Raw genomic sequence first — 26931 nt, forward strand, 5'->3', positions numbered from 1 at the left:
CACCCTTCTTATACTAGTAAGAAGTTGCACATATAATATATTTCGGATATAAAGGAGATTTTAAAAATGGCAGAATTCAAAGAGCAAGTATTAGATATTTTAGAAGAAGTATGTGAAAACGATATTGTGAAAGAAAACTTAGATGTTCAATTATTTGAAGAAGGTATTCTTGATTCTTTCGCTGTAGTATCTTTATTAGTTGAATTCCAAGAGCGTTTAGATATTGAAGTTTCTATTTCTGATTTTGACCGTGACGAGTGGGCTACACCAAACATGGTTATTAAGAAGTTGGAAGAAATCCGATGAACAAAGCAAAATTTGGTCCGATGCTTTTAGCATTGGCCCTTTTTGCTGTATTCTTACTTATTCCAACGCGCTTCCTACTTCCACTTTTAAGTGATGAAAAAGTAGAACAAGCTGCCACTTCTTTAAAAGAAGAAAAGATTCAAAGTATGATATTACAGCAAAAGATGTTAGCAGACCCGAAATACCTTCCGATGTACGGTTCATCGGAATTCGCACGTATGGATGCTTTCCATCCATCAAATTATTTCAAAGTAAAGCCTGAAGGGTTCACACCATTCCTACTTGGACGCGGAGGAACACAAGACCTTGTACATGTGTTAAACTTTGCATCTACTATGGATCAATTGAAGGATAAGAAAATGGTATTCGTTCTTTCTCCTCAATGGTTTGTACCACAAGGTATTGATGAAACACACTTTGCACCTAACTTTTCAAAACAACAAGGCTATCACTTGCTTTTCAATGATGACTTAAAGCCTGAAATGAAAAAGCAAATTGCAAAACGTTTATTAAACTTTGAGATCGTCAAGAAAGAAACTTTACTAAAAATTTCGCTTGAAGGTATCGTTTATGATGATACAAAGCATAAAGTAAAAGCACTTGCTGCTAAACCTTTCGCTTATATTTATCGTAACATTTTAGATCGTAAAGATTTATTTACAGCAATGTTTAATATTAAACCGCATAAAGAAAAACTTGACCCTTCATTAAAACAAATGAATTGGGACGAGGCTCGTAAACATGCAGACCAAACGGGTGCAGTAGAATCAGGATCTAACGAATATGGTATCGAAGATGATTACTTCAATAGCAAAATTAAGAAGAAATTAAAGCAACGTGAAGGCTACTTAAAAAATGATGCTTATGATCAATCGCCAGAATATGAAGATTTACAAATTGTACTTGATTTATTAAAACAATCTGGTGCAAAACCACTCTTCATTTCTGTTCCTGTAAAAGGTCCTTGGTACGATTACGCTGGCTTCCCGAAAGAACGTCGCGAATTGTACTACAAGAAAGTTCATGAGCAAATTGAGAAAGCTGGCTATCCAATTGCCGACTTCTCAAATCATGAGTATGATAAATACTTCTTAAAAGATCATATGCACTTAGGTTGGAAAGGCTGGGTTTATATCGATGAGGCCATCCAACAATTTTATAAAGCAAACTAATGAAAAGACCACTTGAATTATTCAAGTGGTCTTTTTCTATATATATTTTGTAATTGTTCGATTACGTTCTCTGCTTCTTTCATAACTCGCTCCACTACATGCTGAGCTGATTCTATTCGTGCTAATGATGACGCTTGCCCTGCCCAAAGCGACATGTATTCTCCTTTATTTTGTTTTGCTGCTTCTTGGCGTATTTTAGAGGTTAATACATTTTGCACTGGATACATGGGAAGCCCTTCTTCTTTCCCTTCATGTCTCTCTATAAATTCATTACGAATACCCCGTGCATATTTCCCGGAAAACGCACGGGTCACAGTTGTACTCGTATCTGTACTATGTAAAACTGCTTCTTTATACACATCATGCGTAATACTTTCTTCACTCGTTAAAAAGGCTGATCCCATTTGAACAGCTTCTGCCCCCAATGTAAATGCCGCAACAAGCCCTTGTCCGTTCATTACACCACCCGCTGCAACAATTGGGATATGCGGGACTGCTGCTACTAACTGCGGAATTAATGCAAACGTCCCAATCATAGCGTCCTGTTCTTTCCCAATAAACGTTCCTCTATGCCCTCCTGCCTCACTACCTTGACCAACAATAATATCTACTCCTAATTCAGCAAGCACCCTCGCCTCTCTCACATGAGTAGCTGTTCCGATGACTTTTATTCCTCTTCTTTTTAAGTCACCTATTTCTTCTTTTTCTAACGTTTGAAATGCAAAACTAACGACTGGTACGTTTTCTTCTATTAACACTTGTAATTGTTCTTTATAGCTTTTTGGGAGCTTTATCGCCTCTTCTTCCCCTATACCGAATTCTCTATTCATTCCGCTAAGTAATACCTTTGCCAAGTTTACTTTCTCTTCTTCTATCTGTATCTCTTTCGTTAACAGTAAATTAACACCGAAAGGCTTATCAGTTCGTTCCCTTATTTTATAAATTGCTTCACGAATTTGCTCAGGGCTCATATAGCCTGCTCCAAGCGTTCCTAGTCCTCCACTATTACTTACAGCTGCAACAAGCTCAGGCGTCGTAATCGCACCTGCCATACCTGCTTGAATGATGGGATACTTAATTTGTAATAGATCTATTACGCGACTTGTAAACACCATTTCTCCTCCTATTCCCCTTATATCTTCTTTATTTGACAAACTTTCCCCTTCTTTTACAAGGGTTGAACTTCATAGGAAGCGAATATATTGAAAGGGAAGGAGGCTAAAAACAATGATATATCCAAATGCGTTACAACAAGGTGATACAGTAATGGTTATTGCACCGTCCGGCCCACCAACAATTGAAAATGTATTAAAAGGGGTAACCCTATTACAAGAAATGGGTTTATCTGTAGTAATCGGGAAGAGTGTTTATGAGAAATATGGATATTTAGCTGGAAGTGATCAAGTTCGGCTCGATGATATACATGGAGCATTTACAAATAATGAAGTAAAGGCCATTTTCTGTGCACGAGGTGGTTACGGAAGTGCCCGTCTCCTCCCTCACATTCAATATGAAATCATTCAGCAGAATCCAAAAATCTTTTGGGGATATAGCGATATTACAGCTTTACATACTGCCTTTTCACGTTATGCAAAGCTTGTTACTTTTCATGGTCCAATGGTTGAAGAATTAGGTAAAGGTGTAGATTCTCTTTCTTTATCTTCTTTCAATCAACTATTCCATCCGTATTCAACCATCTTATCTGCTTCAGAATGTATCGTACCTACCTCTCCATGTACAGTTACAGGCACATTGGCGGGAGGGAATTTAACTGTATTAACGAGTATAATTGGCTCACCCTATGAGATAAATACGGCTAATAAACTTTTGTTGCTTGAAGACATTGGAGAAGAACCGTATCGCATTGACCGTATGTTAAATCAACTACTTTTATCTGGAAAGTTTAATGAATGTAGCGGTGTTATTTTTACAAGTTGTCACGACTGCACTCCTTCTAAACCATCTCGATCATTGCAAACAATACTATATGAATTTTTCGCACCATATCATATACCTGTCCTATTCGGTTTACCGATTGGACATATAAGCCCAAACATTGGGATTCCTCTTGGAGCTACAGCGACAATAAATACAAATAATAAAACACTCTCTATTTCTTCTGGCGTAGCCAATCCGTATTCAAATTAAAAAGGAAAAGCGATTCCGCTTTTCCTTTTATTTATAATAATTAAAAATTCGTCCAGATGCGATATCTGCAACTTCTTCTGGAATAAATGTTTTACTTATATCAGTGCCAACATTTAATACTGCTGTAGCATCTTTCTCAATGCTACCAAATAATTCTTTTCCACGTATCGTAATAAGGGGCGTTCCTTCTGGCAACACGTCTTTTACAAATTCCATTTGAGTAAAGAACGGAACGATCCATCTACCCTCTCCTTGGAAATGACGCAAACGAAGTGTTCCTTCTGTTGCCCCGTCCTCTGCTTCTAGTGAACCAGCAACATAAAACTCAGTAGATAAGAGCAATTCATAAAATTCCTTTTGCTTCTGTTTATCGTCCCCTGCTACAACAAGTACTTCTTCTATTCTTTTCACCGGAATTTGCTCCATATGATGCCACCCCTATTTCAAAATGATTGTACTTAGATTATACGAAATATTCTTATTTTTTTCTACATAATTCGCAATTATTTTCTTAAAATAATTTTAATACTTCTTTTGTCGTTACAATCGTTGCAAACTCTTCATGTAAATTTACAAGTGTCATATTGTGAATATCCTCTGCATTATACTCTTTACCATCTAGACCTTTACGGTTAAAAGTAGCCGTTGCATCACTCACTAAATACGTTGTAAATCCTAAATTTCCTGCTATTCGTGTCGTAGTCTCCACACAATGATTTGTCGTTAATCCTACAACCACTACTGCATTACATTTGTTCTCTCTTAATTGCTCTTCTAAATTTGTCCCAATGAACGCGCTGTTAACAGATTTCTGAATAAGCACTTCACCTGGTAATGGCTTCAGCTCTTCTTTAAAGTTCACCGTTTCCGCTCCTTCATAAAACATCGATTGAGCATTTTCTTTATTTACATGTTGAATATGAAAAACTGGTCTTTTCCTTTTTCTCCATTCTGCTAATAACATTCTCATGTTTTCTTCAGCAAAAAGATTATTTCTCTCACCCCAGTATGGTAATTGAAACGCCTTTTGTACATCAATTATGATAAGTGCTATTTGATTAGTCATCATTTTCTCCTTAATTTGGTTGTAGTTGAAATACAAAACCAAGTTGCTGCGACGCAGTAATAAAACAAATATAAGCGCAAAGTTCTACAATTTCTTTTTCCGTCCAATATTGTTTTAATACATGAAACATATTATCATCTATCGCCTTTCGATCATGAACAAATGTATGCGCAAAAGTAACGGCTACACTAATCTCCTCTGCCTTTTGCACATCATCAGGTCTTCCCTTTGCCATGCAGTACGGACATTCATTCCCATACGCTAATGTTCTTCTCACTTGCTCCTTCAACTCTGCTGAAAGTGTTCCTTTATTGTACAGTGTATCCTCTAACGTACTCCACGAATGTAATATATCCAGATTATGGCCTAATAAATTTTGAAACTTTGTAACTCCTACATTTGATAATGAAATTCTCTCCATCATTTCCCCTCCTATTTCCTTCCGTTTTATTGTAAAATAAATAAAGTTCACTTTACATTTCATATGAATCTTAATTTATATTTTCACTTTACAAAAATTATTATTTTACTGGAGGTATATTTACAAATGCAACTAGACCGTGTCGATCGAAAGATTTTAAATGAATTATATAATGATAGTCGCCTTTCCATGCGTGAATTGGCGAAACGAGTAAACTTATCTGCTCCGTCTACTGCAGAACGTGTTCGCAAACTTGAAAGTGAAGGCGTGATTCAAAAGTACACAATCGATATCGATTATAAAAAAGCAGGACTTGTTTTAGATTGTATTTTAGAAATCACTTTAAAAAATGGTGATACAACACGTATGCAACAGTTTATTCAGTCTTATCCATCTGCAAGTTTTTGTTACCGAGTAACAGGAAGCTTATGCTACATTGTAAAAATTTCTGTTCCTTCACTCGTTGAACTTGAAGATTTTATAAATGATGTTTCTTCATATGCAACGACAGTTTCTCATATCGTATTATCAGAAGTATCTCTTACTCCTGATATTGAACATATCTTCCCAGAAGATTAATTTATTTTTATTCATAAAATACAAAAAAACCCCTTACATTAAGAATAAAAATAATATATTATGTATTAAAATACATAAAGTTCGAGAAAGGGGCTTTACATTGAAAATCTGGTTTTATGAAAAAACGGCACAATTAGACGACTTGCTTGGCATTTGGGATAATGTTCCCACTATCCCTCGAATTGGTGAAAAAGTGGAGATTTTAAAAACAGTCCGTATCGTTACAGATATTAAATATGTAAAGAACGGTAATAATTTTCGTGTAGAAATTATTACAAATTAAAAAGTAGCTCTTTAGGAGCTACTTTTTAGTTATCTATCATGCGCTTTCTTTATAACGATTTTATCTTCTTCTACAGATACTGTTACATAATCATTTTCTTCTAATCGAAGCTTATTTACAGCCTCATCTGGTAGCTCTACAGCCATCAGTCTATCTGTTACAATTACTTGACTATACACTTCATTTTCTTGTGATGCACTCACTACTTTTTCCTCATTTATAAAGCGCACTGGTGGCACACCCACTTCTTTTACAGTACACCATTGTTTCCAAATGTAAGGAATTAACCAAAGTAACCCAACAACTGTCAGACCAATACCGATCCATAAATTACTTTGTGCTTGTAATTCAGTAATTGAGATTGCGCTACTCTCTTCTCCACCTATAAATTGCATACTTGTTGCAATTAAATTATTTAGAGCATGTACAGCGATATTCGTCCATATATTTTTCGTCTTTATGTATAAAAGACACATTACAATACCAAACATAAATGCACCAATAACATCAAAATGTCCTAAACCAAAAATAAGTGAAGATATGATTACAGCTTTTTTAATTCCCCATTTATAAGCCATTCGCTGTAAAAAGAATCCCCTAAAAATAACCTCTTCCATAATAGGTGCTAATACACATGCTGAAATGAAAGTAAATATCGTCATATATACGTTACTCGTGTTAATAACATTTCCGTCTTCTAACATAGTAACTAAGAAATTCGGTAACGTATGTGCTAATATGTAAAATTGAATATGAGATATACCAACTGAAAAAATCATTCCCATTATCGTTGCTAATACAATTAATCCCCACGGTAAACGTCCTGGCTTATCAAAAAAACTCTTAAATACAACATTATTTTTATTTGTTTTTACGTATAACCAAAATAACGGAAATACAAAAAATAATGTTATTTGTGAAATAACCTCCATCGTATTCTCAGAAACATTTGATAGACCTAATGGGATCATCGTAAGGAACACCCCTATAATCATCCATCCAAAAAAGCTACGTAGTCTTATACGTGAAAATGCATAGTGCATATAGAACACCCCCAAAGATAGTAAAATAAATGGTGTGATAACTAAATTATAATATGAATATAGTTGAAATTCTTCCTGTTTGTCTCAAACACTTTTGAACAACATATATAGTAATCATTCTTTTCTTTCAATTGAAATCTATGAGAAAGTTATGTAATAAAAATCCCCGTTTTTACAAGCGGGGATTTCTTTTATTATAATACGTCACGTTTTTGGAATAATGCACTTGATGCTACAAGTAATACAACAAAGTATGCAGCTACAAGTAATAATGAAGTTGTAAATGTAAACTCTGTAAATGTTGGTTCCATTCCGCCGCTTACTAGTTTATTACTATCGTACACACTTAAATTTAAATGGAAAAACACTACAAATTTCGCTACACCTTTTGCAAACATCATCAGTACCATATTAATTGCTCCTTGTAAAAAGAAGAGGAACATCGTAATAATTAATGGTAATACAGACTTTCTAAATACGTTTGCTAAGAAAAATGCTAGTGTCGCAAAGAAGAACGGTGAAAGTACTTGATATAAAGTAGATTTCATTACGATTCCTACCGTTAATTCTGTTTTACTACCATCCATTACAATTCCACCAAGAATCATTGCAATTAACGTGCTAGCAAATATGATAAATACTATAGTAAGTAACACTGTAATATATTTAGAGAATAAAACTGTAATTCGTTTTCTTGGACGGATTAATAACTGCTTAATTGTACCTTTTTGGAACTCATCAGTAATCATACGAGAAGCAATCGTAATCCCAAAAATTGTTGCAAACAAAGTAATTAAACCAATCTCTGAACTTGCAAAATCTAAATATGATCCTTTAAATTCACTTCCGTCTCCCCATTTCAGCATCGCTAAAACTCCCAAACTCTCCAATACTGCAATGACACCAATTAAAATATACATACCTTTTTTCGCATGTAACTTTAAAAATTCATTTTGAATTAATTTAAACATTACGCTTTCACTCCCCCTGTAATCGCTAAGAACTCATCCTCTAACGTTTTATTTTGAACAGTAACTCCGTATACAAGAACATCGTCATTCACAAGTTTTTTTACAAGTTGTGGGATTTCTTCTTTCATTACAGATACTGCAATTACATTTCCTTGCGTCTTACCTTTAATGATTTCATTTGCTTTCTGTACTTGATCTACTTCAAACGCTACAACTACTGTCTCATCATGTTTCGCTTGTTCGTGTAAGTTGTACTCTTGCACAAACTCACCTTGCTTAATAATAACGACGCGATCACACATGAGTTCAATTTCACTTAATAAGTGACTTGATACGATTACAGCAATATTCTCTTCTTTCGCTAAACGTTGTAAATAATCACGAATTTGGCGAATACCAGCTGGATCTAATCCATTTGTCGGCTCATCTAAAATTAAGATTTTCGGCTGATGAAGTAATGCCTGTGCAATTCCTAAACGTTGTTTCATACCAAGTGAATATGTTTTCACCTTTTTATGAATCGCGTGCTCTAATTCAACAAGCTTTACAATCTCAGCAATGCGCTCTTTACTAATTGGTGTAATTGCCATGTTCGCAAAATGCTTTAAGTTTTGCATTCCAGTCATATAATCATATAGTTCAGGATTTTCTACGATCGCCCCAATTTGCTCTAGCGCCTTTTCACGCTCCGTGCGAATACTATGACCGCAAATTGTAATATCGCCCTCTGTCATTGATATAAGACCTGTCATCATACGAATTGTCGTCGTTTTACCACTACCGTTCGGTCCAAGAAACCCGTACACTTCCCCTTCACGAACTTCAAATGATAAACCACGGATAATTTCCGTTCCACCAATCTTTTTTCGAACATTCTCTAACTTTACTACTACATTTCCCAATGCTGATTCCTCCTTTAGACTTCTAGTTTTTTATCAATTATGCGACCTGTTATATAAACAAGTAAAACAAATATACCGATTGAAAAAGCAATACTATATAAATTCATAAGACTTTCTGGATATAGTATAAGATTTATATCCACTGATTCATCTATATAAACTAACTTCCTAATAAAAGTAGATGTAGGTGCAAGTCGGCCTAGCATTTCATATATCATATTGATTGCTTTCGTTACTAATAAAAATAAGAAGAAAATAATTACATACTCCATTTTTTTCTTTTTCAAAGAAAATACTTTAACACCAGCTACTGTGAAAAGTAAAACCAACAATATACTTGATAAATTAAATACATATAACACACTACTAAATACTTGTTTTACTATATCTAGCTCAATTGTACTTTCCGTAAATAACATTCCATAGAGTTCTGTACCTTTTATTACTTTCATCGAAATACTATAGACAAATATAGTACCTATCACTTCAAAACACATTAAACTAATTGCCGCATATGACAATATTGCCAAAACAATTTTTTTACCAGATATCGGTGTTAATCGAAATAATGTACTTTCGGTCATTTTGCCAAATGCAGACATCGCCTGCAGCAATACAAGTACCGCAAAAATTATATAAACTAAGAATACTAAGGCAATCGTAATCATTTGCCTTACTTCTCCTGATTCTTGTTTAATATAATTTCCCATACTTACAAAAGCGACAGCTACAATAAATATGAATGACAATAACGAAATGAAAATTTGTTTTTTATTCGCATTGTACATATATATTAAACTGGCCTTCATCTACTAAACACCTCCTTAAACACATCTGTGACAGCTTTTCCTCGCTGAAAGCGTAACTCCTCTACATTTTCATGTAGTACACTCTCACCATCTTTTAAAAAGATTACTTCGTCAAAAATATTTTCCACTTCTCCAATTAAATGTGTTGCAATTAAAATGGTACAATCTTCACGATAAAACTGTAAAATAAGTTCTAATACGTGTTCTCTAGAAACAAGATCAATTCCGCCCAGCGGTTCATCTAGTACGTATAACTTTGCTTTCCTCGAAAATGTTAAAATAATTTGTAGCTTTTCAACCATACCTTTTGATAAAGCTGTAATTCTTTCTTCTAACGGTATTTTAAATTCCGCAATTGTATCTACTGCTTTTTGAATGTCGAAGTCTTTATAAAAATCTCGATAGAAGAATAAAGAATCTTTTACCGTCATCCAATCATCAAATACTGGTTTATCCGACATAAAAGAAACAATTTCTTTCGTTTCTAATCCTACCTTTTTACCAGCGATTGTAATACTGCCTTCGGAAGGATGCTGCAGACCGGCAATCATTTTCAATAACGTCGTTTTCCCACTCCCGTTATCTCCAACGAGTCCTATAATTTTCCCTTCCGTAATCTCTATGTTTAATTCACGGATCACTGCTTTTAATCCGTATCTCTTCCATAAGTTTTCTATTTTTAATAACTCTGTCATTCGCTCTCCTCCCTCTTCTCATGTAATGAAGAACGAAGGATTGTAAGAATTTCTTCTTCTGAAAAACCTAAATTGTCCATTCCATCTATAAAAGAATGAAGTAATTCTTTCGCCATCTCTTTTCGCAGCTCCATAATTTTCTCCCCTTCATTCGTTACATATCGTCCCATTCCTCTACGCGTTACAACAACCCCATCCCGTTCTAGCTCTTGAAATGTACGCTGAATCGTATTTGGATTTACTTGTAATTCACTCGCTAATTCACGTACAGAGGGAATTTTATCACCAGGCAATAAATGTCCTGTTACGATTTCTTTTTTTATGTATTCCATTACCTGAATGTAAATTGGTGTATTTGGAGAAAACTCTATTTTCATTTCTTCCCTCCTTTTGTATCGGTGTACTAGTTAAATAATACACTGATACAAATAATTTGTAAATACTCATTTAATTACAAAAAAGTTCTATCCCTTTGCTGGATAGAACTTTTTAAACAGAACTCGTTATACGAAAATAATAGTGTTATGTAAACAAATTCATAAAGAAAAGCTGTCTTATCAATGAATAAGACAGCTTTTCTTTATAATCGTATATTAAAAATTAAACACGAAGTCATCGTCAGATAACTTTTCAACGTTCGTTGCTTTTACGTAACCATTCCCTTTTACAGAGAAGAAATCATGGTTTTTCGTATCTGTACGTAAACCATTTAAAACGATTGGGTTAATTTCTTCTTCTTCAAACTTCGGCTCAAGTCCTAAGTTCATAAGTCCTTTATTCGCATTGTAACGAACGAAACGATTTACATCCTCTACAAGACCGATAGAAGTGTAAATTTCTTCTGTGTATGCCATTTCAATTTCATATAATTCCATTAATAACTCTTGTGTTTCTTTTTGCACTTCTTGTTGATCTTCTGCAGAAAGTTCTACGAAGAGTTGTTGTGCTAAAATACCGACGAATACGCCGTGAATTGACTCATCACGAATTATTAGGTTAATAATCTCACCACTTGCCGTCAATTTACCTTGACCTGCTAAGTAAAGTGGGTAGAAGAATCCACTATAGAATAAGTAACTTTCTAAGAATACACTTGCTACCATTGCCATGTATAACTCTTTTTTCGTTACTTCAGGCTTTAATAAACGACGATAGTAACTAGTAACAATACCAGCTTTTTTCTCAAGTAATGGATGATTGTCTACCCATTCAAAAATATCATCAATTTCTTCTTCAGTAGCTAACGTTGTGAAAATATGACTGTAACTCTTCGCATGTACTTCTTCCATAGCTCCCATGAAAGCTAATACACTTTTTGCTTGTAAATTTTCAAGATGAACAAGTACAAGAGGCATCCCTTCGCCACCTTGTTTCGTATCTAAAAGTGTTAAACCACCTAATACACGCTTATAAGCAACCTGCTCTTCTTTTGATAATTGTGCCCAAGTATTTTTGTCAGAAGATACCGCGATTTCTTCTTCTGTCCAAAACTGAGCGATGTTTTGCTTCCAAAACATTAAACTAAAATCATCTTCTTTTTTGTTCCAGTTTACCGCACGCATTCAATCGCCCCTTCTCTAAATAAACATGAAAAATTGATAACTAAGCATGAGCAGGGTTCAGAAAACCCTGCTCATGATGTCTCAATTTTTATATTAAACGGTACAAGCTACGCACTCTTCCACGCTTAACTTACGTGTTCTCGTATAATAAAGACTCTTTAAACCTTTTTTATGTGCATAGATGTAGTAACGTGCTAATTCACGTGTTGAAATATCACTATTAACGTAAAGAATTGTACTAATTCCTTGGTCAATATGTTCTTGGATTTCTGCGATTAAATCAATTAATTTAAACTGATTCATATCGTAAGAAGATTTATAGTACCAGAACGTATCTTTTGATAAATACGGCATTGGATAATATGTTGTCGCATTCGCATATGTTCTTGATTCGATTTGACTTACGATCGGCATTACGCTTGAAGTTGCATTTTGAACGTAACTGATAGATTGTGTTGGAGCGATAGCAAGACGGTATGAATTATATAATCCATTCTTCTTCACTTGCTCTTTTAAACTTGTCCAATCTTCTTTTGTTGGAATATGAATTCCTTCAAATAGTTGCTGAACTTTTTCAGTTACTGGGCTGTAATCTGTCGTTTCGTATTTTTCAAAGTATGTGCCATTCGCATAATCAGACTTATCGAAGTCTTTAAATGTTTCGCCTTTTTCTTTAGCGATTTCCATACTTTTCTCAATAGAGTAGTAATTTAACATCATAAAGAATGTACGAGCAAACTCTTTCGCTTCTGCACTTTCATATGCGATTTTGTTTTTTGATAAATATCCGTGTAAGTTCATTGCGCCAAGTCCAACTGAATGAAGCTCATCATTTGCTTTTTTCACAGTTGGTGCATTCGGAATAATCGTCATATCAGAAACAGCTGTTAAAGCTTCCATTCCCGCATGAACGGCTTCACGAATTTCTTTATTTTCCATTACATTTACGATATTTAACGATCCTAAGTTACAGTTAATATCACGACGGATAATATCCTCTGTACCGTAATCATTTATTTCAGAAGTTTCTTGAAGCTGGAAGATTTCTGTCTCGAATGTTCAACCGAGTCCGCTACTCCTCAGTCCGTTGCTCATGCAACTGCTGTATGTCACCATACAGGACAGACTATATCATCACCTACAGCATTACCTGATTAGGTGCTCCGCTTTTCGAACGCCAATCGCTTGCGCTCTACTCCCATAAGGGATAGTCGTTAGGCTTTTACTTATCTTAATCTTTCAGAAAGTCTCTTATTACTTTATGTTGTCCCATAACTCTGCTATACAAAATAATAAGATACATTCTGAAATTTTATATTTTCATTCTAAGATAAGATTTAGCACGGTAGGTTACCTCAAATTTGAGGCTTTCCCCGTTTAACGGAGTTTTCGACTAGCATTTCTACTAGAAGGTGCTACATATTTAACACAAGTTCGACATCTTCACAGTTCCAATATCCTTCAGTGGATGTTGGTTATTTGCATTTGATTTAAACATTAAGTATGGGTAACCAGACTCAAGCTGAATCATAGCAATTTTAATAAGCATATCACGTGCACTAATATCTAGCGGCTTCTTCTTCACTTTCGGATTGCTCATTAATTCATCGTACATTTCATCAATGTCTATATCATCTAAATGCTTTCCGTATTCTTTATACACCGTATAAGGCGCGAAAACATGGAAAGGTTCGTTTTTCTCAGCAAGCTCAAAGAACTTACTTGGAACGATAATTCCGATTGATAGAGACTGAATACGGCTCTTCTCATCGGCATTTATTTTTTTTGTATCAAGGAATTCAATAATATCCCAATGGAAAATGTTTAAGTATACTGCGCCGGCACCTTTTCGTTGCCCAAGTTGATTCGCATATGAAAACGAATCTTCAAGTAATTTCATAACAGGTACTACACCACTTGCAGCGTTATCGATACCTTTAATTTGCTCACCGCGTGCACGTAGCTTAGACAAGTTTAAAGCTACTCCACCGCCGATTTTTGATAATTGCATTGCAGTATTAATGTTAAAGCCGATTGAATTTAAGCTATCGTCCATCTCTAACAAGAAACAAGACACCATTTCTCCTCTTCTGCTTCGGCCCGCATTTAAAAAGGTTGGTGTCGCTGGTTGGTAGTTTTGTTTTACAATCATGCTTGCGAAGTGTTTTGCCTTCGCAACATCACCGCGTCCTAAGTATAATGAAACAATTGCTACACGATCTTCATAGCTTTCTAAGTATTGTTTTTGATCATTTGTTTTTAACGCATAATCTTTGTAGAACTTAGATGCTGCCATATAAGATTGGAACTCGAAGTTTTCACCATAAGCGATGTTATATACCTCTTCTACTTCCTCCAAGCTATACTCGTCCAGAACGTTGTAATAGTAATCATGTTCTTTCATATACTCCATTCGCTCTGCCACGCTATTAAAATGAACGGTATTCTCTCTAGCTTCTTCCATAAAGACTTCTAATGCCTCTTTATCTTTATGAAGCTGATAAAAACCGTCCTGCATTTGCGTGATTTCATTATTCAGTTCAATGTGTCGCAATCTCCCGCACCCTTTCCTTAAAATATTCTACATCGTTATTTGTTCCTGATAACTCAAATTTTGATACAATAGGCACTTCATATTTAGCAGAAATTTTGTCAGCACTTGCACCGAACATGTCTCCCCAGTTACGATTGCCGCTTGCAGATACGCCTTTTAATTTTTCATTATTGCGCTCTAAAAATTCTAAAACACGTTCTGGTACATTGCCAAAACCTGTTGTATACGTAATTAAAACAAAGTCTTCATCTATTACTAGATCTTCACCAATTTGAACGGCCGGCATATTTAATTTGTGAATGAAACGCTTCACGTTTCCTGTCATAGAATCATATGCAACTATCATTTCCGACCCTCCCTCTCCAATCTATACTCTCTGTATGTTGTTTCTTGATTTCTCTATATATTGTATTACGTTTCAAAATAAGACACAAGATATATGTATAAATTCTTTCTTTTTTTAAATTTTACTTTTCGACAAGACAGTCGATTTTTTTCAATACAATGACTATGAAACAACATTCTAAAACTCATGTCAATAAAGTGCTTTTCAAAAAAGTTGTCAACGAATTTAACCTTATTTTTAAAAAAGTTACCAATATATTTTGTCATAAAACGGCAAATGCTGGAGGAATATATTTCTCCAGCATCACGAAAAAAAGAACAGACATGAAACGATAATCTGTTCTAAAAAACGATTACATTTATCAATTTTACTTTATTAAATATTATACATATACTTTCGGTTCGCGTTACATACTAAAAGATAACTATTATAGAAAAAGATTATTATTATGGAAATTCAATTTATTTATGAAAAGATTATTCAGAGTGCTCAATACGCAAAATATCTTTTACAAATATATGATGTGGATTTTCATCTTTATCAATCATTGTACATACAGGAGCTTCTTCATCAAAGTACACAATCATTCCTTCTACGTACTGAAATGTATGTTGAACTTGTACAGTTACTTTAATTTCTACAGCCTCTTCATATGCTCTTTTTATTTTCTGAAGCATTTTTGCCGAACACTTTCGTTTCTCTGGGTACATGACCATCCCCATAAACCTATTGCCGGCTCTATCTTTCCACATATAATCCCAATGCGGTAATATGCCTTGTTTAAAATCGCCCATAATTCTCCTCCCCTATATTCTTCTAGTTACGAACGTGGCGTTTCTGAATATGTATAAATTACTTGTCCGCCGCGCTGCGCGTTTCCAATAATATGTTTAAAATCTTCACGCCCTACTACAACTTTCCTAAACGTATAAAATACATCTTTCGTTGCAACATACTCCTTTATTTCACCATTTTTCAGCTGATCCAAAATTGTATTTGCTAATTGTTCATCCATGTATTTCACCTCTATGCAATATTTTATTTTATCGTATATTCTATAGGTCAACAACTGTAAAATTATCCAGATGCTATACCTTCATTTTATTTTCATTATTCACAAACGATATCACTTTACTATATGTCCACTAAATATCATATACTAACATAGCTACTTCTCTATATCAAACATTTCGACATTCAATTATGCAAAGTTCCATACCACTATGCTACAATATATAAATAGAACTAGGAGGGATACTATGATTCGGAAAGCAAAAAAGACAGATGCGAAGGCAATTGCGCCTTTATTGTATAACGCTCTGCACGAAATTGCTGAAAAAATCACAGGTAGCACTGTTGAAACAGAAGTATTACTAGGACTTGAAACATGGTTCTCAAAAGAGAGAAATCGACTGAGCTACGAAAACTGTTTTGTATATGAGCAAGACGGGGATGCAGTTGGAGTTATTGTCGCTTATCATGGTAGTGAAGCAACAATGCTTGATGCACCAATTGTACATCACTTAAGAGAATTACATAAAGATGAATCGATTACGTTAGAAAAAGAAGCTGAGCTTGATGAATATTACATTGATACATTATCAGTTTCAAGTGCATATGGCGGAAAAGGAATTGGTTCTCAATTAATTGAAGCTGCTGAAATCCATGCAACTGAAAAGATGTATGAAAAAATCGCATTACTTGTTAATTTAGAAAACAAACGTGCCTATTCACTATACGAAAAACTAGGTTATAAAAAAGATCAAATCATTATGCTCGTAGGCGAACCTTATGCACATCTCGTAAAAACATTAAACATCAAAGTTTCTATATCTTAAAAAGAAAGCACACGATTTATATAAATCGTGTGCTTTTATGTTAAATTCGTATTCAATACATTTCCATTCATCGCCTCGTGAAATGTATATGTTGTACATCCCCATGGCTCTCTGTGCAAAATAGGCGTACCAGACCATCCCATCGCTCTCAGCTCCGCACCAACCATTGCATTAATGTAATTATGACCTACAAGAGCAATACTTCCATGTACGAGAGCATAACGGTGTAATAAGTAAGCTGCTTGCCTTGCCCTCTCTCTTACTTCCTTATAAGACTCAACATCTTTATGGTAACCAAGTATCCATAATGTTCGCCCGATAAACATCCATACGTTAGGTTTACATTTCAACCATGTTGGAGCATAAAAACTCGTCGGAATTTCAGCTTCCCTAAAAAGAGAATTTTGCATAAAAGATAAAGAATTCATTAATTCAGCTGCTGACTGTATAGCACACCTTTGATCACTCGTTACAATCAACTTTGCTGCTTCAACCGCTTCCATTGTTTCCATTGGTATAGGTGCTTTTTCTGTTATAGTATGTAAGTCATATCCTTTCATCCATTCATGAAAGGATGTAACCGTCATTGGTTCTATAGTACGATCTAAGCGACCATGACGAATAAAAGAAATCTTCATTCTTTCCACTCTCCATTCATCACTTACGAACTCTATTATGTACTATTTTTAAATATCATACCACGCAAAAAAAGAAAGTTATACACCTTTACATATCCTCGCCACTCTCATGTGTGACCCCAGCATGTATACCATCCATCCCATCAAAATATGTAGTCGTTTCATGATGACGAATCTTTTTTAAATTTATATAAGAAAATACAAATAAAGTTAATGCTATAACACTCCCCACAAATTCAAACATCATTTTACCGCCTCTAATTTATCCCACTTTAGTAGGTTATTGTATATTTTTCATTATACCCCTATATAAAGATGCACGCATTTAAACCGTTCTTTTTTTCTAATAACTTGGAGTTCTTGCATATTTTCTTACAAAATGTGAATATTTTTCGAATTTTTACTTTGGAAACATTTACAAACTAGACAATATGGTTCAAAATAAGAGGAAATAAAAAAAACCAAAATTATTCTTTTTTTGGAAAACTGTAACAAGGAGAGTTGCTTATGCAGATCGCAGAAACTGGAGATATCATTGAATTTAAAGGTGGAATGCAAGGCCGTGTTCAAAAAGTAAATCAAAACTCCGTTATTGTAGATATAACAATTATGGAAAATTTTAGAGAACTAGATATGGAACCTCTTACAGTTGTAAGTCATAAAAACTATACTGTCATTAATCAAAATGCATAATATAATAGAAAGAAAGGATCTGTATGTTATACAGATCCTTTCTTTCTATTATATATTAACGATTATCAATTGTTTCTGGATATAGATCATGGTTCATCATGCGGTAGTCTGCCATTTTTTCATACTTCGTGCCTGGGCGACCGTAGTTGCAGTAAGGATCAATTGAAATCCCTCCACGTGGTGTGAATTTCCCCCATACCTCAATGTAACGCGGATCCATTAATTTAATTAAATCATTCATAATAACGTTCATGCAATCTTCGTGGAAATCACCATGATTGCGGAAACTAAATAAATATAGCTTTAAAGATTTACTCTCTACCATTCTTTGTTCTGGAATGTAGCTAATATAAATTGTTGCAAAATCTGGTTGACCTGTTTTCGGACATAAGCTTGTAAATTCAGGGCAATTAAATTTCACAAAATAATCACGGTTTGGATGATTGTTATCAAATACCTCTAAAATTTCTGGGCTATATTCAAATAAATATTTTGTATTTTGATTTCCTAATAATGTTACATCTTTTAAATCTTCATCTAATCTTCCTGCCATTTTAAACATCCCTTCTCATTATACTCCGCGTTTATTTCCCCATACTAACGCATGAAGCTGCGGCAATACTTTTGCATTATTCATTTCTTTACAGTTAACCGCTTTTTCAATAAGCCACTCATATTTATCTAATAATTTTTTAATCAACATCGCATCATCCACAGTTTTTGTATCATCATTCCCTACTTGTAAGAAGAATGGAACATCTGGATAACGTTCGTGCATCTTAACTGCATACTCAAAGTCATAATCGTCAAATACTACTACCTTTAAACTAATATCTTTTCCTGCTAGTTTCTGAATAACAGCATCTAACTTCTGAAAATCAGTATTCATCGTCGAACTTGGTGGTTTTGGAGAAATCGTTATCTCATCAATTTGAAGTAACCAATCTTGCCATTTACTCCCTTGCGTTTCGATTGCCGTCCGCATTCCATTCTCTTTTAATATAGAAAGAAGAAACTCAATATTTTTCAACAATGCTGGATTTCCACCTGAAATCGTAACATGAGAAAAATTTTCGCCACCAATTTCCACAAGCTCGTTCCAAACGTCCTCTACTGTCATCTGTCTAATTTGTTCCTTAGCCGATCCATCCCACGTAAAAGCAGAATCACACCATGCGCAGCTATAATCACAGCCAGCTGTACGGATAAACATCGTCTTTTGTCCCACAACCATTCCTTCACCTTGAATAGTCGGACCAAATATTTCTAAGACAGGGATCTTACTCATCGAGCATCCACTCCCGTCTTACTTCCGCATAACTAGTCGGCGTCTCGAAAAGACGAACAAATTCAACACGAGCTCCTTTATATTCGTTCGCACGATTATCTTTTAGTAATGCTTCTGCCATCTTTTCATAAATCCAAACGACCATGTTTTCAGCAGTCGTATTCATTGCTGGTAACGTTTCGTTTAAATAACGATGGTCTAAATAAATTTCTATTTCATTCTTCCAAATTTCTTTTATATCTCCAAAGTCAATCGCAAGACCTATTTCATTTACATATCCACTAATCCCAAATACAACTTTATATGTGTGACCATGTAAATTTTTACATTTCCCCTCATAACAGTGTAAATGGTGTGCTGCATCAAATGTAAATTCCTTGCTGACCATTACTCTTTTATTATGATATTTAAGCTGTTTACGCTGAATATCCTTGTCCATTTTTTGCAAATTTTCTACGATGCGAAATCCAAAGAAATTATCCATTAGTTATTTGCTCCTTCGCGTTCTTGTAGGTACGTATCTAATCCTGCTTTACGAAGCTGACATGCTGGACATTCACCGCAACCATCACCAATGATTCCGTTATAACATGTTAATGTTTTTTCTCGAACAAACTCGAATGCTCCAAGTTCATCTGATAATTTCCATGTTTCCGCTTTATCAATCCACATAAGTGGTGTATGAATTACGAACGGATAATCCATGGATAAATTTAAAGTAACGTTTAACGATTTCACAAACACGTCACGGCAATCTGGATAACCACTAAAATCAGTTTCACATACACCCGTTACAATATGACGTGCCCCAACTTGTTTTGCTAATACAGCAGCAAATGATAAGAATAGTAAATTTCGTCCATCTACAAACGTCGATGGCAATTCACCTTCTTCATGTGTAATCTCCATATCCGTTCTCGTTAACGCATTTGGAGCAAGTTGATTTAATAGACTCATATCTAGTACCGTATGTTTAATTCCTAGTTCTTTCGCAATTTCCGCTGCACAATCAATTTCTAGTTTATGACGTTGATTGTAATTAAACGTTACAGCTTCTACTTCTGCAAACTGCTCTATTGCCCAAAATAAACATGTCGTACTATCTTGTCCTCCACTAAAAACAACAACTGCCTTTTCTTTTTTCATTTCACTCATTCTCCTTCTCTACTACGAATAAGAAGAAAGAACGTTCTTGAACTGTCACAATAAAAAAACAAAACAATACCTAAAGATATTGTTGTTTCCATAGTTTTTTATAGAGGGAGTTCGCGAACCTCTCCCGCGCATCGCACGGAATTCCTTCTTTCATTGACAAAGCTTATTGTAACATATTGTATACTACCAGAAAAAATTTCTGATTTTTCCGCTATTTCTCATTTTATTTCTTTCATTTTATAGTATGATTAATTTAATGTGAGAAGAGAGGAGGCATCCCACTGAAACCCTTTATTATTTATCTCTTTTTAAATATATTATTCATTCTTGTTACAATGCTCGTATACCATTTATTTTGGAATCAAAAAGGGAAACGTTCTCCTAAATTAAACTCAGCTATATTTATTGCATTATGTTGCCTCGCAACCATACTATGTATTACTTTCGGAGCAAAAACAAATTATGGATTTCAATTTGATATGCGCCATATCGTATTAATTGTCGGTACATTAACAGGAGGTCCTATTGCTGGTGGATCTATATTAGTTGTATTAAATATATACCGCTTCTTATTAGGAGGAATCGGTGTTTTCCCATCGCTTATCGGTTCTATCCTTCTATTTATTGTCCTACTATTTACATATAAAGTTTTCAATCGAACTTCTAATCGTATAAAAGTAGCACTTGCCATTATCTACAGTCTCACATACGGATTTAGTTGGATACCTTTCTTCCTTTCAAAGGTTACAAATAAGACTGATTATATACCACATATTATTGTGTATGAGTTATGTACGATACTTGGTACGATACTTATTTTATATTTACTACACATATTACAAACTCAAGTTCGTCTTCAAAACGAACTTATGAATGCTGAAAAATTTCATTTAATTGGAGAAATGGCAGCGTCCATTTCTCATGAGATTCGTAATCCATTAACTTCAACAAAAGGCTTTTTACAACTTTTGCAGTCAGATACATGCACTGAGCAAGAGCGAAAATTATATATCGACATAGCCATTAACGGAATCGAACAAGCAAATCACGTTCTTACAGATTATTTAACCTTTGCAAAACCAAGTATTGAAAAAGAACAAACATTACAGTTAGAAGAAGAACTACTACACGCATTAGCGTTAATTACACCTCTTGCTAATTTAGCAAATGTGCGTACTCATTATATAAAGCAAAGCACTTCTTTTTTTATCGCGGGAGAAAAACAAAAACTAAATCAATGCTTGTTAAATGTTTTAAAAAACTGCATTGAGGCCATGCCAAAAGGCGGTGATCTTTATTTCTCATTAGTTCCTGATCATAAGCATATTCAGTTATATATAAAAGATACAGGAGTTGGTATGGATCAAGAACAAGTAAAACGCCTTGGATCCCCTTTCTACTCAACAAAAGAAAAAGGTACTGGTCTTGGAATGATGGTCGTATTCAGTGTTGTGCAAGCTATGAACGGAAAAGTTGATATTATAAGCGAAAAAGGTACAGGTACAACCTTCTTATTAACTTTTCCACTCATACAAAAAACGTGATGAAATACTCATCACGTTTTTTCTGTTCCTTCAACTAATTCAGCAAAGGCTTTCACTTTACCATGTGGTTTTTGATTTTCTTTACGTGCTTTCCACGCGCGCTCTTCTTCTTTCTTTTTCTTGGACATACATTTCAACTCCTTCTGTTCTTTCTCCATGTAGTATTCCAAAATAAGAAAGAAAACTATGCACGCATCAAAAAAGAAGTGGTCTCCCACTTCCTTCTAATTATCGTTGCAAAATTGCGTGTTTCGCCTCTTTTAACTGCGTAAGATGTCTTTGTTCATGCAAATCAAGAAATTGAACCCACTGATACAAATTCAAATCATTAAAAATAGGATGCTTTAATCCATTTTCAAATAAATCTTTTTCATCTATCACACTATGAAGCGCGTGTAATAGCTCTTGTCGTGAATGTTCTAGTAATTGAATTCCTTGCTGTTTTTTCATTAACGTTTCTGTTGGTTGCATTTGCTGAGGAGCTTCTCGTTTATATGTGCGATCGAGCGTAAGTTGGAGGTCTTTAAATGGAGTCGTGTTTCTTTCATTTTTTTGTAAAGCATATACAAGGGCAGACGTAACTGATTGTTCAACTAAATGCAAGTGATGCAAAATTTGAATAATACTCCATTTATCACGGCGTGGCTTTACATTCACTTCTGTATCATTTAACATTTCAATTTCTGATAATAGCGTGCTTCGAGTAGACTGTAATGAGTTCACCAAACTTTCTAAACTCACATCCATATTTGATTGAAGCATACTTCTTTCCCCCCTTTTTGTTGGTGAAAAGAGGTGCTCCTTATTAGAAACACCTCTTTAGTATTCTGAATTTTCTTTTATTATCTCATCATTTTCTCATTATGTCGATGTTAAACATGTGAAAAAAAGCGCATGTTTTTTACAATTTTGTGTCGTCAATCGCATGTAGCCACGCTTCAATTTCTGTAATGACACTTTTCACACAGCCTTCAGCAAATGGTGATGTTAAATTTGCAACTTCTACTAATTCCAAGAATGATTTACTTCCACCTTGTTGGCACAAATTTACATAATCTTCCCACGCCTCTTGTCTATTATCTCTTGCACGTTTCCAAAATTGCAGTGCGCAAATTTGTGCTAATGTGTAGTCGATATAGTAGAACGGCGAGCTATAAATATGTCCTTGACGTTGCCAGAATCCACCGCGCTCTAAATAATCATTATCTTCATAATCACGATGCGGCAAATACTTTTTCTCTATATTACGCCATGCTGTCTTACGCTCTTCTGGTGATGCTTCTGGATTTTCATATACATAATGTTGATATTCGTCAACAGATACACCATACGGTAAAAACAGAAGTGCTGAACTTAAGTGAGAGAAATAATATTTATCTGCATCCTCTTCAAAGAATGACTTCATCCATGGCCATGTAAAGAATTCCATACTCATAGAATGAATTTCACATGCTTCATACGTTGGCCAATTGTATTCTGGAATTTCAAACTTACGGCTTTCATATACTTGGAAAGCATGACCAGCTTCATGTGTTAATACATCAATGTCGCCAGATGTTCCATTGAAGTTTGAGAAAATAAATGGCGCTTTATAATTCTCAATATATGTACAATATCCGCCACCAGCTTTTCCTTTTTTCGCAACTAAATCTAATAAATCATTATCTAGCATGAAATTGAAAAATTCATCCGTTTCAGCCGATAACTCTTTATACATCGTTTTCCCATGATTAACAATCCAATCCGCATCTCCTTTTGGAGTTGGATTACCAGTAGCAAACTCAAAGTTTTCGTCGTAATACGCTAACTTCTCTACACCGATACGTGCTTGTTGTCGTTTTCTTAATTCCGTTGTAACTGGAACGATATAATCAAGTACTTGCTGACGATAATTCGCCACCATTTCCGCATTATAATCTGTACGGTACATTCTTGCATATCCAAGTTCAACAAAGTTTTTGAAACCTAAAGATTTGGCGATTTTCGTTCTCACTTTAACAAGCTCATCATAAATACGATCTAACTCTTCCTCATTCTCAGCTAAAAATCCGTAATATGCTTCACTTGCTACTTTACGTTCACTTCTTTCTTTCCCTTGCATAAATGGAATAAGCTGCGATAACGTTCTTTCTTCTCCTGCAAAGTCAATTTTTGCAGATGCTAATAACTGCGTATATTGTGAAGATAATTTATTCTCTAATTGTAAATCTTTCACAACTTCATCAGAGTATGTTTTCAAATCACACTCCGCTAAAGCAAATAATTGCTTTCCATAATACGCTTCTAATTCTTCACGGAATGGAGAATGAATTAACGCATTATAATACTTTGTACCATAACCTTGTACAACTGGAGAGAATTCATCAAAGAAATCTTGCTCGTCCTTATAAAAAGCATCTGTCGTATCAACAGAATGACGAATGTAACAAAGATTCCCCATTGTACCGAAGTCGTTGCGAATTTCGTTAATTGAATTGATGACTTGTTTTTGTTCTTCTACAGTTTTAGCGTTATCAAACTTCTCTAAAGCAACAGTAAACTTCTCTTTTAATTCTTCAATATTTGGCCGTTTATATTCATAGTCTTTAAATGACATGAACGAGCCTCCTCTCCATTATATGCATCCTTACTATAATTCAATGCTTACTTACAAATCTCCTCTTATTCTTCAGCAAAATACGGCATATTTTGTCATAATTACATGTAAACAAAAAAGCCTTGGATTTCTTTATCCAAAGCTCCTTTGGAACATACTATTATTTTTCATACTTTCCAATCTTTTTTAATAGATCAAGTAATTCATCCTTTTCCTCTTTCGTTAACATTTCAAAAGACTGATGTATAACTTGCTCATGCCCTGGAAAAATAGAAGCAATAAAGTTCTCTCCAGACTCAGTTAATTGTGCATAAATAACACGTCTGTCATTCGGGCACGGAATTCTCTTTACTAGTCCCTTTTTCTCTAGCTTATCTACAACATATGTAATGCTGCCACTAGCAATCAAAATACGCTCACCAATTTGCTGAAGTGGTTGACCGCCTTTATGATATAGCAGTTCTAATACAGCAAATTCAGTTGGATTTAACCCGTTACTTTGTATAGATTTATTTGTAGTATCCATAACAGAACGATGTACACGAGATAATGCAATAAATACTTTTAGAGATTGAGAAATATCTTCTCGTTCATTATTTGATGTCATACAACTTTCAACCCTTCACTTAAATTCTCAGTAATAAAAAGAAAAAACAGCTTAGTACTTCATGTAAATTCCGAATGAGTATTCACTCATTCATTTCCTCTCCCCAAATATATTACGAATGATTCTTGAATAAAAACATGACAATTTTAACATAGTTTATATATAATGATAATAAAAAAGAAGGAGTACCAAATTTGAAAGTCAAATTCCACAGCATAGTTTTATATATATTACTTGTTATCCTACCAACGATAGGGATTGGTGCTACATTTTATTCATATCATTCGTATAAAATGAAGCAGGAAAACAAACTATCTGCTCACACGGTTCTCTTTTTATATAGAGACTATTTAGATCATCACCTTGGTGAAGCAATTTCCGCATTAGAAATGCTCTCAAAGGTCATAGGAACCGAGACTGGAAATATAAATGGAGTTAAACAAATTGTACATGATACAGATGGAAACGATGCACGTTTTTCTGGTTTATACTACGCTACACCAGAAGGAATCATTACAATCGCATCCGAAGGCGACCGACCACCTGTTGATGTCTCAGATCGCAAATATATTCAAGACGTATTGCAAACGAAGAAAACAACTGTATCATCAGTCATTACAGATCGTGTTCTTGGACATCAAGCTATTATGATTGCTTCTCCCATTTTCAATAAACAGAAGGAAATCTCAGGCTTATTGTTAGCAAGTTTACGCTTTGACTACATTTCATCATCTTTAAATGCCATTAAGCCACAATACCATTTTGAAGTAACTGATAAACATGATGTAGTTTTTCTCACCGATGATAATAACGAAACAAGTGATGCGCATTCTAATATGCTTACTACCCCACTCAAAAGATTAAATTGGAAGGTCTCTGTTTCTCCTTTGCCTATCCATCAAAAAACTTTATATCAGTGGGTTGCAATAGAGTGTATAGCTACTTTATTTTTAATGTCTATTTTATTTTTACTTGCTCAATATATGTTGTTAAAACGTCAAACAAAACTGGAAAGACAACAAAATGAACTACAAAAAATTGAATTGGTTGGAACTTTTGCAGCTAGTACAGCCCACGAAATCCGTAATCCTCTTACCGGAATTAAAGGGCTCGTCGCTCTATTAAAAGAGAAATATAAAGATGAACAAGATCAGTTTTATTTTTCCGTCATCGAACAAGAAATAGAACGGATTAATGAAATTGTAAGCGAATTTCTTATTCTTGGAAAGCCAACTGCTATCATTGAACAAACATATGATGTGAGAACTATTCTAAATGAGGTATCATTAATTATTCAATCTGAGGCGAATCTACATAACATTGTATTCCATTTACATTTGCCAGACCATCCTATTCATATCCGTTGCTCAAAAGACCATATGAAACAAGTGGTTTTAAACATTACAAAAAATGCAATTGAAGCCATGAATTCTGGTGACACACTGACCATTTCCGTAACAAACAATGAAACACACGCACAATTGAGAATTACAGATACTGGAAAAGGGATTCCAAAACATATTCAAAAACACCTCTTTCATCCGTTCTTTACTAATAAAGATACTGGAACCGGTCTTGGACTTGTCATATGTAAACGAATTGTAGAGATGTACAATGGGCATATTTTTATTGATAGTATAGAAAACGAAGGAACGACAGTTCATATCGAAATTCCGTTACACCTAGTATAATTATCCTTATCCCAAAAGGGTAAT

General features: G+C 34.5%; 34 protein-coding genes, 1 pseudogene and 1 riboswitch. Of the genes and pseudogenes, 9 read left to right on the top strand and 26 right to left on the bottom strand.

Going from position 1 to position 26931, the window contains the following annotated elements; all coding sequences use genetic code 11:
• Positions 1–66: 66 nt before the first annotated feature.
• Positions 67–306 carry a D-alanine--poly(phosphoribitol) ligase subunit DltC gene (gene dltC / locus ILT06_RS09580; RefSeq protein ID WP_000807310.1) on the top strand — a complete coding sequence of 80 codons (240 nt, stop codon included), beginning with the start codon at positions 67–69 and terminating at the stop codon, positions 304–306.
• A complete protein-coding gene (gene dltD, locus ILT06_RS09585; RefSeq protein ID WP_088048374.1) occupies positions 303–1478 on the top strand; it encodes a D-alanyl-lipoteichoic acid biosynthesis protein DltD in 1176 nt (391 codons plus the stop codon). The genes dltC and dltD overlap by 4 nt, the downstream gene beginning before the upstream one ends.
• 17 nt (positions 1479–1495) lie before the next feature.
• Here the strand turns inward: dltD and ILT06_RS09590 are convergent, their stop codons facing one another.
• Entirely contained in the window at positions 1496–2593 is a 1098-nt protein-coding gene (locus ILT06_RS09590; RefSeq protein ID WP_142289429.1) for an NAD(P)H-dependent flavin oxidoreductase, read from the bottom strand.
• Between the two features lie 112 nt (positions 2594–2705).
• Between ILT06_RS09590 and ILT06_RS09595 the strand changes: the two genes are divergently transcribed.
• Positions 2706–3626, top strand: coding sequence for a S66 peptidase family protein (locus tag ILT06_RS09595; protein ID WP_088048372.1), 921 nt, complete (start codon positions 2706–2708; stop codon positions 3624–3626).
• Between the two features lie 27 nt (positions 3627–3653).
• Here ILT06_RS09595 and ILT06_RS09600 read toward each other — a convergent pair whose 3' ends face one another.
• The 3 genes from ILT06_RS09600 to ILT06_RS09610 all read right to left on the bottom strand — a co-directional run bounded on the left by ILT06_RS09600 (position 3654) and on the right by ILT06_RS09610 (position 5116).
• Positions 3654–4052, bottom strand: a complete 399-nt coding sequence (locus ILT06_RS09600; protein WP_088048371.1) for an SseB family protein — start codon at positions 4050–4052, stop codon at positions 3654–3656.
• Between the two features lie 85 nt (positions 4053–4137).
• Positions 4138–4692 (bottom strand): cysteine hydrolase family protein, encoded by a 555-nt coding sequence (locus tag ILT06_RS09605; RefSeq protein ID WP_142289428.1) that lies wholly within the window; start codon positions 4690–4692, stop codon positions 4138–4140.
• A gap of 10 nt (positions 4693–4702) precedes the next feature.
• Positions 4703–5116: a carboxymuconolactone decarboxylase family protein gene (locus tag ILT06_RS09610; RefSeq protein WP_098103456.1), complete on the bottom strand. Its 414-nt coding sequence runs from the start codon at positions 5114–5116 to the stop codon at positions 4703–4705.
• A 123-nt stretch (positions 5117–5239) separates the two neighbouring features.
• On the opposite strand from ILT06_RS09610, the gene ILT06_RS09615 reads away from it, so the two are divergent.
• Complete coding sequence (locus tag ILT06_RS09615; protein WP_001175492.1) at positions 5240–5692, top strand: Lrp/AsnC family transcriptional regulator; 453 nt, start codon at positions 5240–5242, stop codon at positions 5690–5692.
• A gap of 100 nt (positions 5693–5792) precedes the next feature.
• A complete protein-coding gene (locus ILT06_RS09620) occupies positions 5793–5975 on the top strand; it encodes a DUF3913 family protein (RefSeq protein WP_000707104.1) in 183 nt (60 codons plus the stop codon).
• 29 nt (positions 5976–6004) lie between these two features.
• On the opposite strand, the gene ILT06_RS09625 is transcribed toward ILT06_RS09620, so the two are convergent.
• From ILT06_RS09625 to ILT06_RS09680, 12 genes and pseudogenes are all read right to left on the bottom strand, one after another.
• Positions 6005–7018 carry a CPBP family intramembrane glutamic endopeptidase gene (locus ILT06_RS09625; RefSeq protein WP_222655029.1) on the bottom strand — a complete coding sequence of 338 codons (1014 nt, stop codon included), beginning with the start codon at positions 7016–7018 and terminating at the stop codon, positions 6005–6007.
• Positions 7019–7212: 194 nt separating this feature from the next.
• Positions 7213–7989, bottom strand: coding sequence for an ABC transporter permease (locus ILT06_RS09630; protein WP_088048367.1), 777 nt, complete (start codon positions 7987–7989; stop codon positions 7213–7215).
• Positions 7989–8891 (bottom strand): ABC transporter ATP-binding protein, encoded by a 903-nt coding sequence (locus ILT06_RS09635; protein WP_000528799.1) that lies wholly within the window; start codon positions 8889–8891, stop codon positions 7989–7991. Before ILT06_RS09635 ends, ILT06_RS09630 begins: the two co-directional genes overlap by 1 nt.
• A gap of 14 nt (positions 8892–8905) precedes the next feature.
• Positions 8906–9700, bottom strand: a complete 795-nt coding sequence (locus tag ILT06_RS09640) for a hypothetical protein (protein WP_064476713.1) — start codon at positions 9698–9700, stop codon at positions 8906–8908.
• A complete protein-coding gene (locus tag ILT06_RS09645) occupies positions 9697–10395 on the bottom strand; it encodes an ABC transporter ATP-binding protein (RefSeq protein ID WP_064476714.1) in 699 nt (232 codons plus the stop codon). Before ILT06_RS09645 ends, ILT06_RS09640 begins: the two co-directional genes overlap by 4 nt.
• Complete coding sequence (locus ILT06_RS09650) at positions 10392–10772, bottom strand: GntR family transcriptional regulator (protein ID WP_000687513.1); 381 nt, start codon at positions 10770–10772, stop codon at positions 10392–10394. The genes ILT06_RS09645 and ILT06_RS09650 overlap by 4 nt, the downstream gene beginning before the upstream one ends.
• A 216-nt stretch (positions 10773–10988) precedes the next feature.
• Positions 10989–11957 (bottom strand): class 1b ribonucleoside-diphosphate reductase subunit beta, encoded by a 969-nt coding sequence (gene nrdF, locus ILT06_RS09655; RefSeq protein WP_048561423.1) that lies wholly within the window; start codon positions 11955–11957, stop codon positions 10989–10991.
• A gap of 93 nt (positions 11958–12050) precedes the next feature.
• A complete protein-coding gene (locus ILT06_RS09660; RefSeq protein ID WP_306461252.1) occupies positions 12051–13001 on the bottom strand; it encodes a ribonucleotide reductase large subunit in 951 nt (316 codons plus the stop codon).
• A gap of 382 nt (positions 13002–13383) precedes the next feature.
• Positions 13384–14511 (bottom strand): annotated as a pseudogene (locus ILT06_RS09665) (ribonucleotide reductase N-terminal alpha domain-containing protein); the annotation flags it as partial.
• On the bottom strand, positions 14498–14857 hold the full coding sequence (gene nrdI, locus ILT06_RS09670; RefSeq protein ID WP_000634376.1) for a class Ib ribonucleoside-diphosphate reductase assembly flavoprotein NrdI: 360 nt from the start codon (positions 14855–14857) through the stop codon (positions 14498–14500). The pseudogene ILT06_RS09665 and the gene nrdI, both read right to left, overlap by 14 nt.
• Positions 14858–15333: 476 nt before the next feature.
• Positions 15334–15651, bottom strand: a complete 318-nt coding sequence (locus ILT06_RS09675) for a hypothetical protein (protein ID WP_000502200.1) — start codon at positions 15649–15651, stop codon at positions 15334–15336.
• A 26-nt stretch (positions 15652–15677) separates the two neighbouring features.
• Positions 15678–15872, bottom strand: a complete 195-nt coding sequence (locus tag ILT06_RS09680; RefSeq protein ID WP_000344283.1) for a hypothetical protein — start codon at positions 15870–15872, stop codon at positions 15678–15680.
• A gap of 244 nt (positions 15873–16116) precedes the next feature.
• Between ILT06_RS09680 and ILT06_RS09685 the strand changes: the two genes are divergently transcribed.
• On the top strand, positions 16117–16695 hold the full coding sequence (locus ILT06_RS09685; RefSeq protein WP_088048366.1) for a GNAT family N-acetyltransferase: 579 nt from the start codon (positions 16117–16119) through the stop codon (positions 16693–16695).
• Between the two features lie 35 nt (positions 16696–16730).
• Here the strand turns inward: ILT06_RS09685 and ILT06_RS09690 are convergent, their stop codons facing one another.
• Complete coding sequence (locus tag ILT06_RS09690; RefSeq protein WP_088048365.1) at positions 16731–17333, bottom strand: histidine phosphatase family protein; 603 nt, start codon at positions 17331–17333, stop codon at positions 16731–16733.
• An 88-nt stretch (positions 17334–17421) separates the two neighbouring features.
• The gene (locus ILT06_RS09695) at positions 17422–17577 is read right to left on the bottom strand and encodes a hypothetical protein (RefSeq protein ID WP_064476896.1); all 156 of its coding nucleotides are present in this window, start codon (positions 17575–17577) and stop codon (positions 17422–17424) included.
• 263 nt (positions 17578–17840) lie between these two features.
• Here ILT06_RS09695 and ILT06_RS09700 point away from each other — a divergent pair, with 263 nt between their 5' ends.
• Positions 17841–18026, top strand: a complete 186-nt coding sequence (locus ILT06_RS09700; protein ID WP_001165081.1) for a YkvS family protein — start codon at positions 17841–17843, stop codon at positions 18024–18026.
• Positions 18027–18081: 55 nt separating this feature from the next.
• Here ILT06_RS09700 and queF read toward each other — a convergent pair whose 3' ends face one another.
• Genes queF through queC form a run of 4 tightly spaced genes read right to left on the bottom strand, consistent with a single transcriptional unit; the run spans position 18082 to position 20460 of the window.
• Entirely contained in the window at positions 18082–18579 is a 498-nt protein-coding gene (gene queF / locus ILT06_RS09705) for a preQ(1) synthase (protein ID WP_064476718.1), read from the bottom strand.
• An 18-nt stretch (positions 18580–18597) separates the two neighbouring features.
• Positions 18598–19314, bottom strand: a complete 717-nt coding sequence (gene queE, locus ILT06_RS09710) for a 7-carboxy-7-deazaguanine synthase QueE (protein ID WP_088048363.1) — start codon at positions 19312–19314, stop codon at positions 18598–18600.
• Complete coding sequence (gene queD / locus ILT06_RS09715) at positions 19307–19798, bottom strand: 6-carboxytetrahydropterin synthase QueD (protein WP_000368411.1); 492 nt, start codon at positions 19796–19798, stop codon at positions 19307–19309. Before queD ends, queE begins: the two co-directional genes overlap by 8 nt.
• Positions 19798–20460, bottom strand: coding sequence for a 7-cyano-7-deazaguanine synthase QueC (gene queC, locus ILT06_RS09720; RefSeq protein ID WP_000711595.1), 663 nt, complete (start codon positions 20458–20460; stop codon positions 19798–19800). Before queC ends, queD begins: the two co-directional genes overlap by 1 nt.
• Before the next feature lie 93 nt (positions 20461–20553).
• Positions 20554–20597, bottom strand: a riboswitch (PreQ1 riboswitch).
• A 207-nt stretch (positions 20598–20804) separates the two neighbouring features.
• On the opposite strand from queC, the gene kinB reads away from it, so the two are divergent.
• Complete coding sequence (kinB, locus tag ILT06_RS09725; protein WP_064476719.1) at positions 20805–22013, top strand: sporulation sensor histidine kinase KinB; 1209 nt, start codon at positions 20805–20807, stop codon at positions 22011–22013.
• 11 nt (positions 22014–22024) lie between these two features.
• Here the strand turns inward: kinB and ILT06_RS09730 are convergent, their stop codons facing one another.
• From ILT06_RS09730 to ILT06_RS09745, 4 genes are all read right to left on the bottom strand, one after another.
• A complete protein-coding gene (locus ILT06_RS09730; protein WP_000038254.1) occupies positions 22025–22141 on the bottom strand; it encodes a DUF6254 family protein in 117 nt (38 codons plus the stop codon).
• Between the two features lie 100 nt (positions 22142–22241).
• Positions 22242–22775: a DinB family protein gene (locus ILT06_RS09735; protein WP_087979889.1), complete on the bottom strand. Its 534-nt coding sequence runs from the start codon at positions 22773–22775 to the stop codon at positions 22242–22244.
• A gap of 139 nt (positions 22776–22914) precedes the next feature.
• Complete coding sequence (locus ILT06_RS09740; protein ID WP_064476721.1) at positions 22915–24609, bottom strand: M3 family oligoendopeptidase; 1695 nt, start codon at positions 24607–24609, stop codon at positions 22915–22917.
• A gap of 160 nt (positions 24610–24769) precedes the next feature.
• Positions 24770–25216: a MarR family winged helix-turn-helix transcriptional regulator gene (locus ILT06_RS09745; RefSeq protein ID WP_000203340.1), complete on the bottom strand. Its 447-nt coding sequence runs from the start codon at positions 25214–25216 to the stop codon at positions 24770–24772.
• 194 nt (positions 25217–25410) lie between these two features.
• On the opposite strand from ILT06_RS09745, the gene ILT06_RS09750 reads away from it, so the two are divergent.
• Positions 25411–26907: a DUF3149 domain-containing protein gene (locus ILT06_RS09750; protein ID WP_098103315.1), complete on the top strand. Its 1497-nt coding sequence runs from the start codon at positions 25411–25413 to the stop codon at positions 26905–26907.
• Positions 26908–26931: the final 24 nt, after the last annotated feature.

The sequence above is a fragment of the Bacillus sp. 17RED48 genome (assembly GCF_019837545.1).
Lineage (GTDB): Bacteria > Bacillota > Bacilli > Bacillales > Bacillaceae_G > Bacillus_A > Bacillus_A wiedmannii.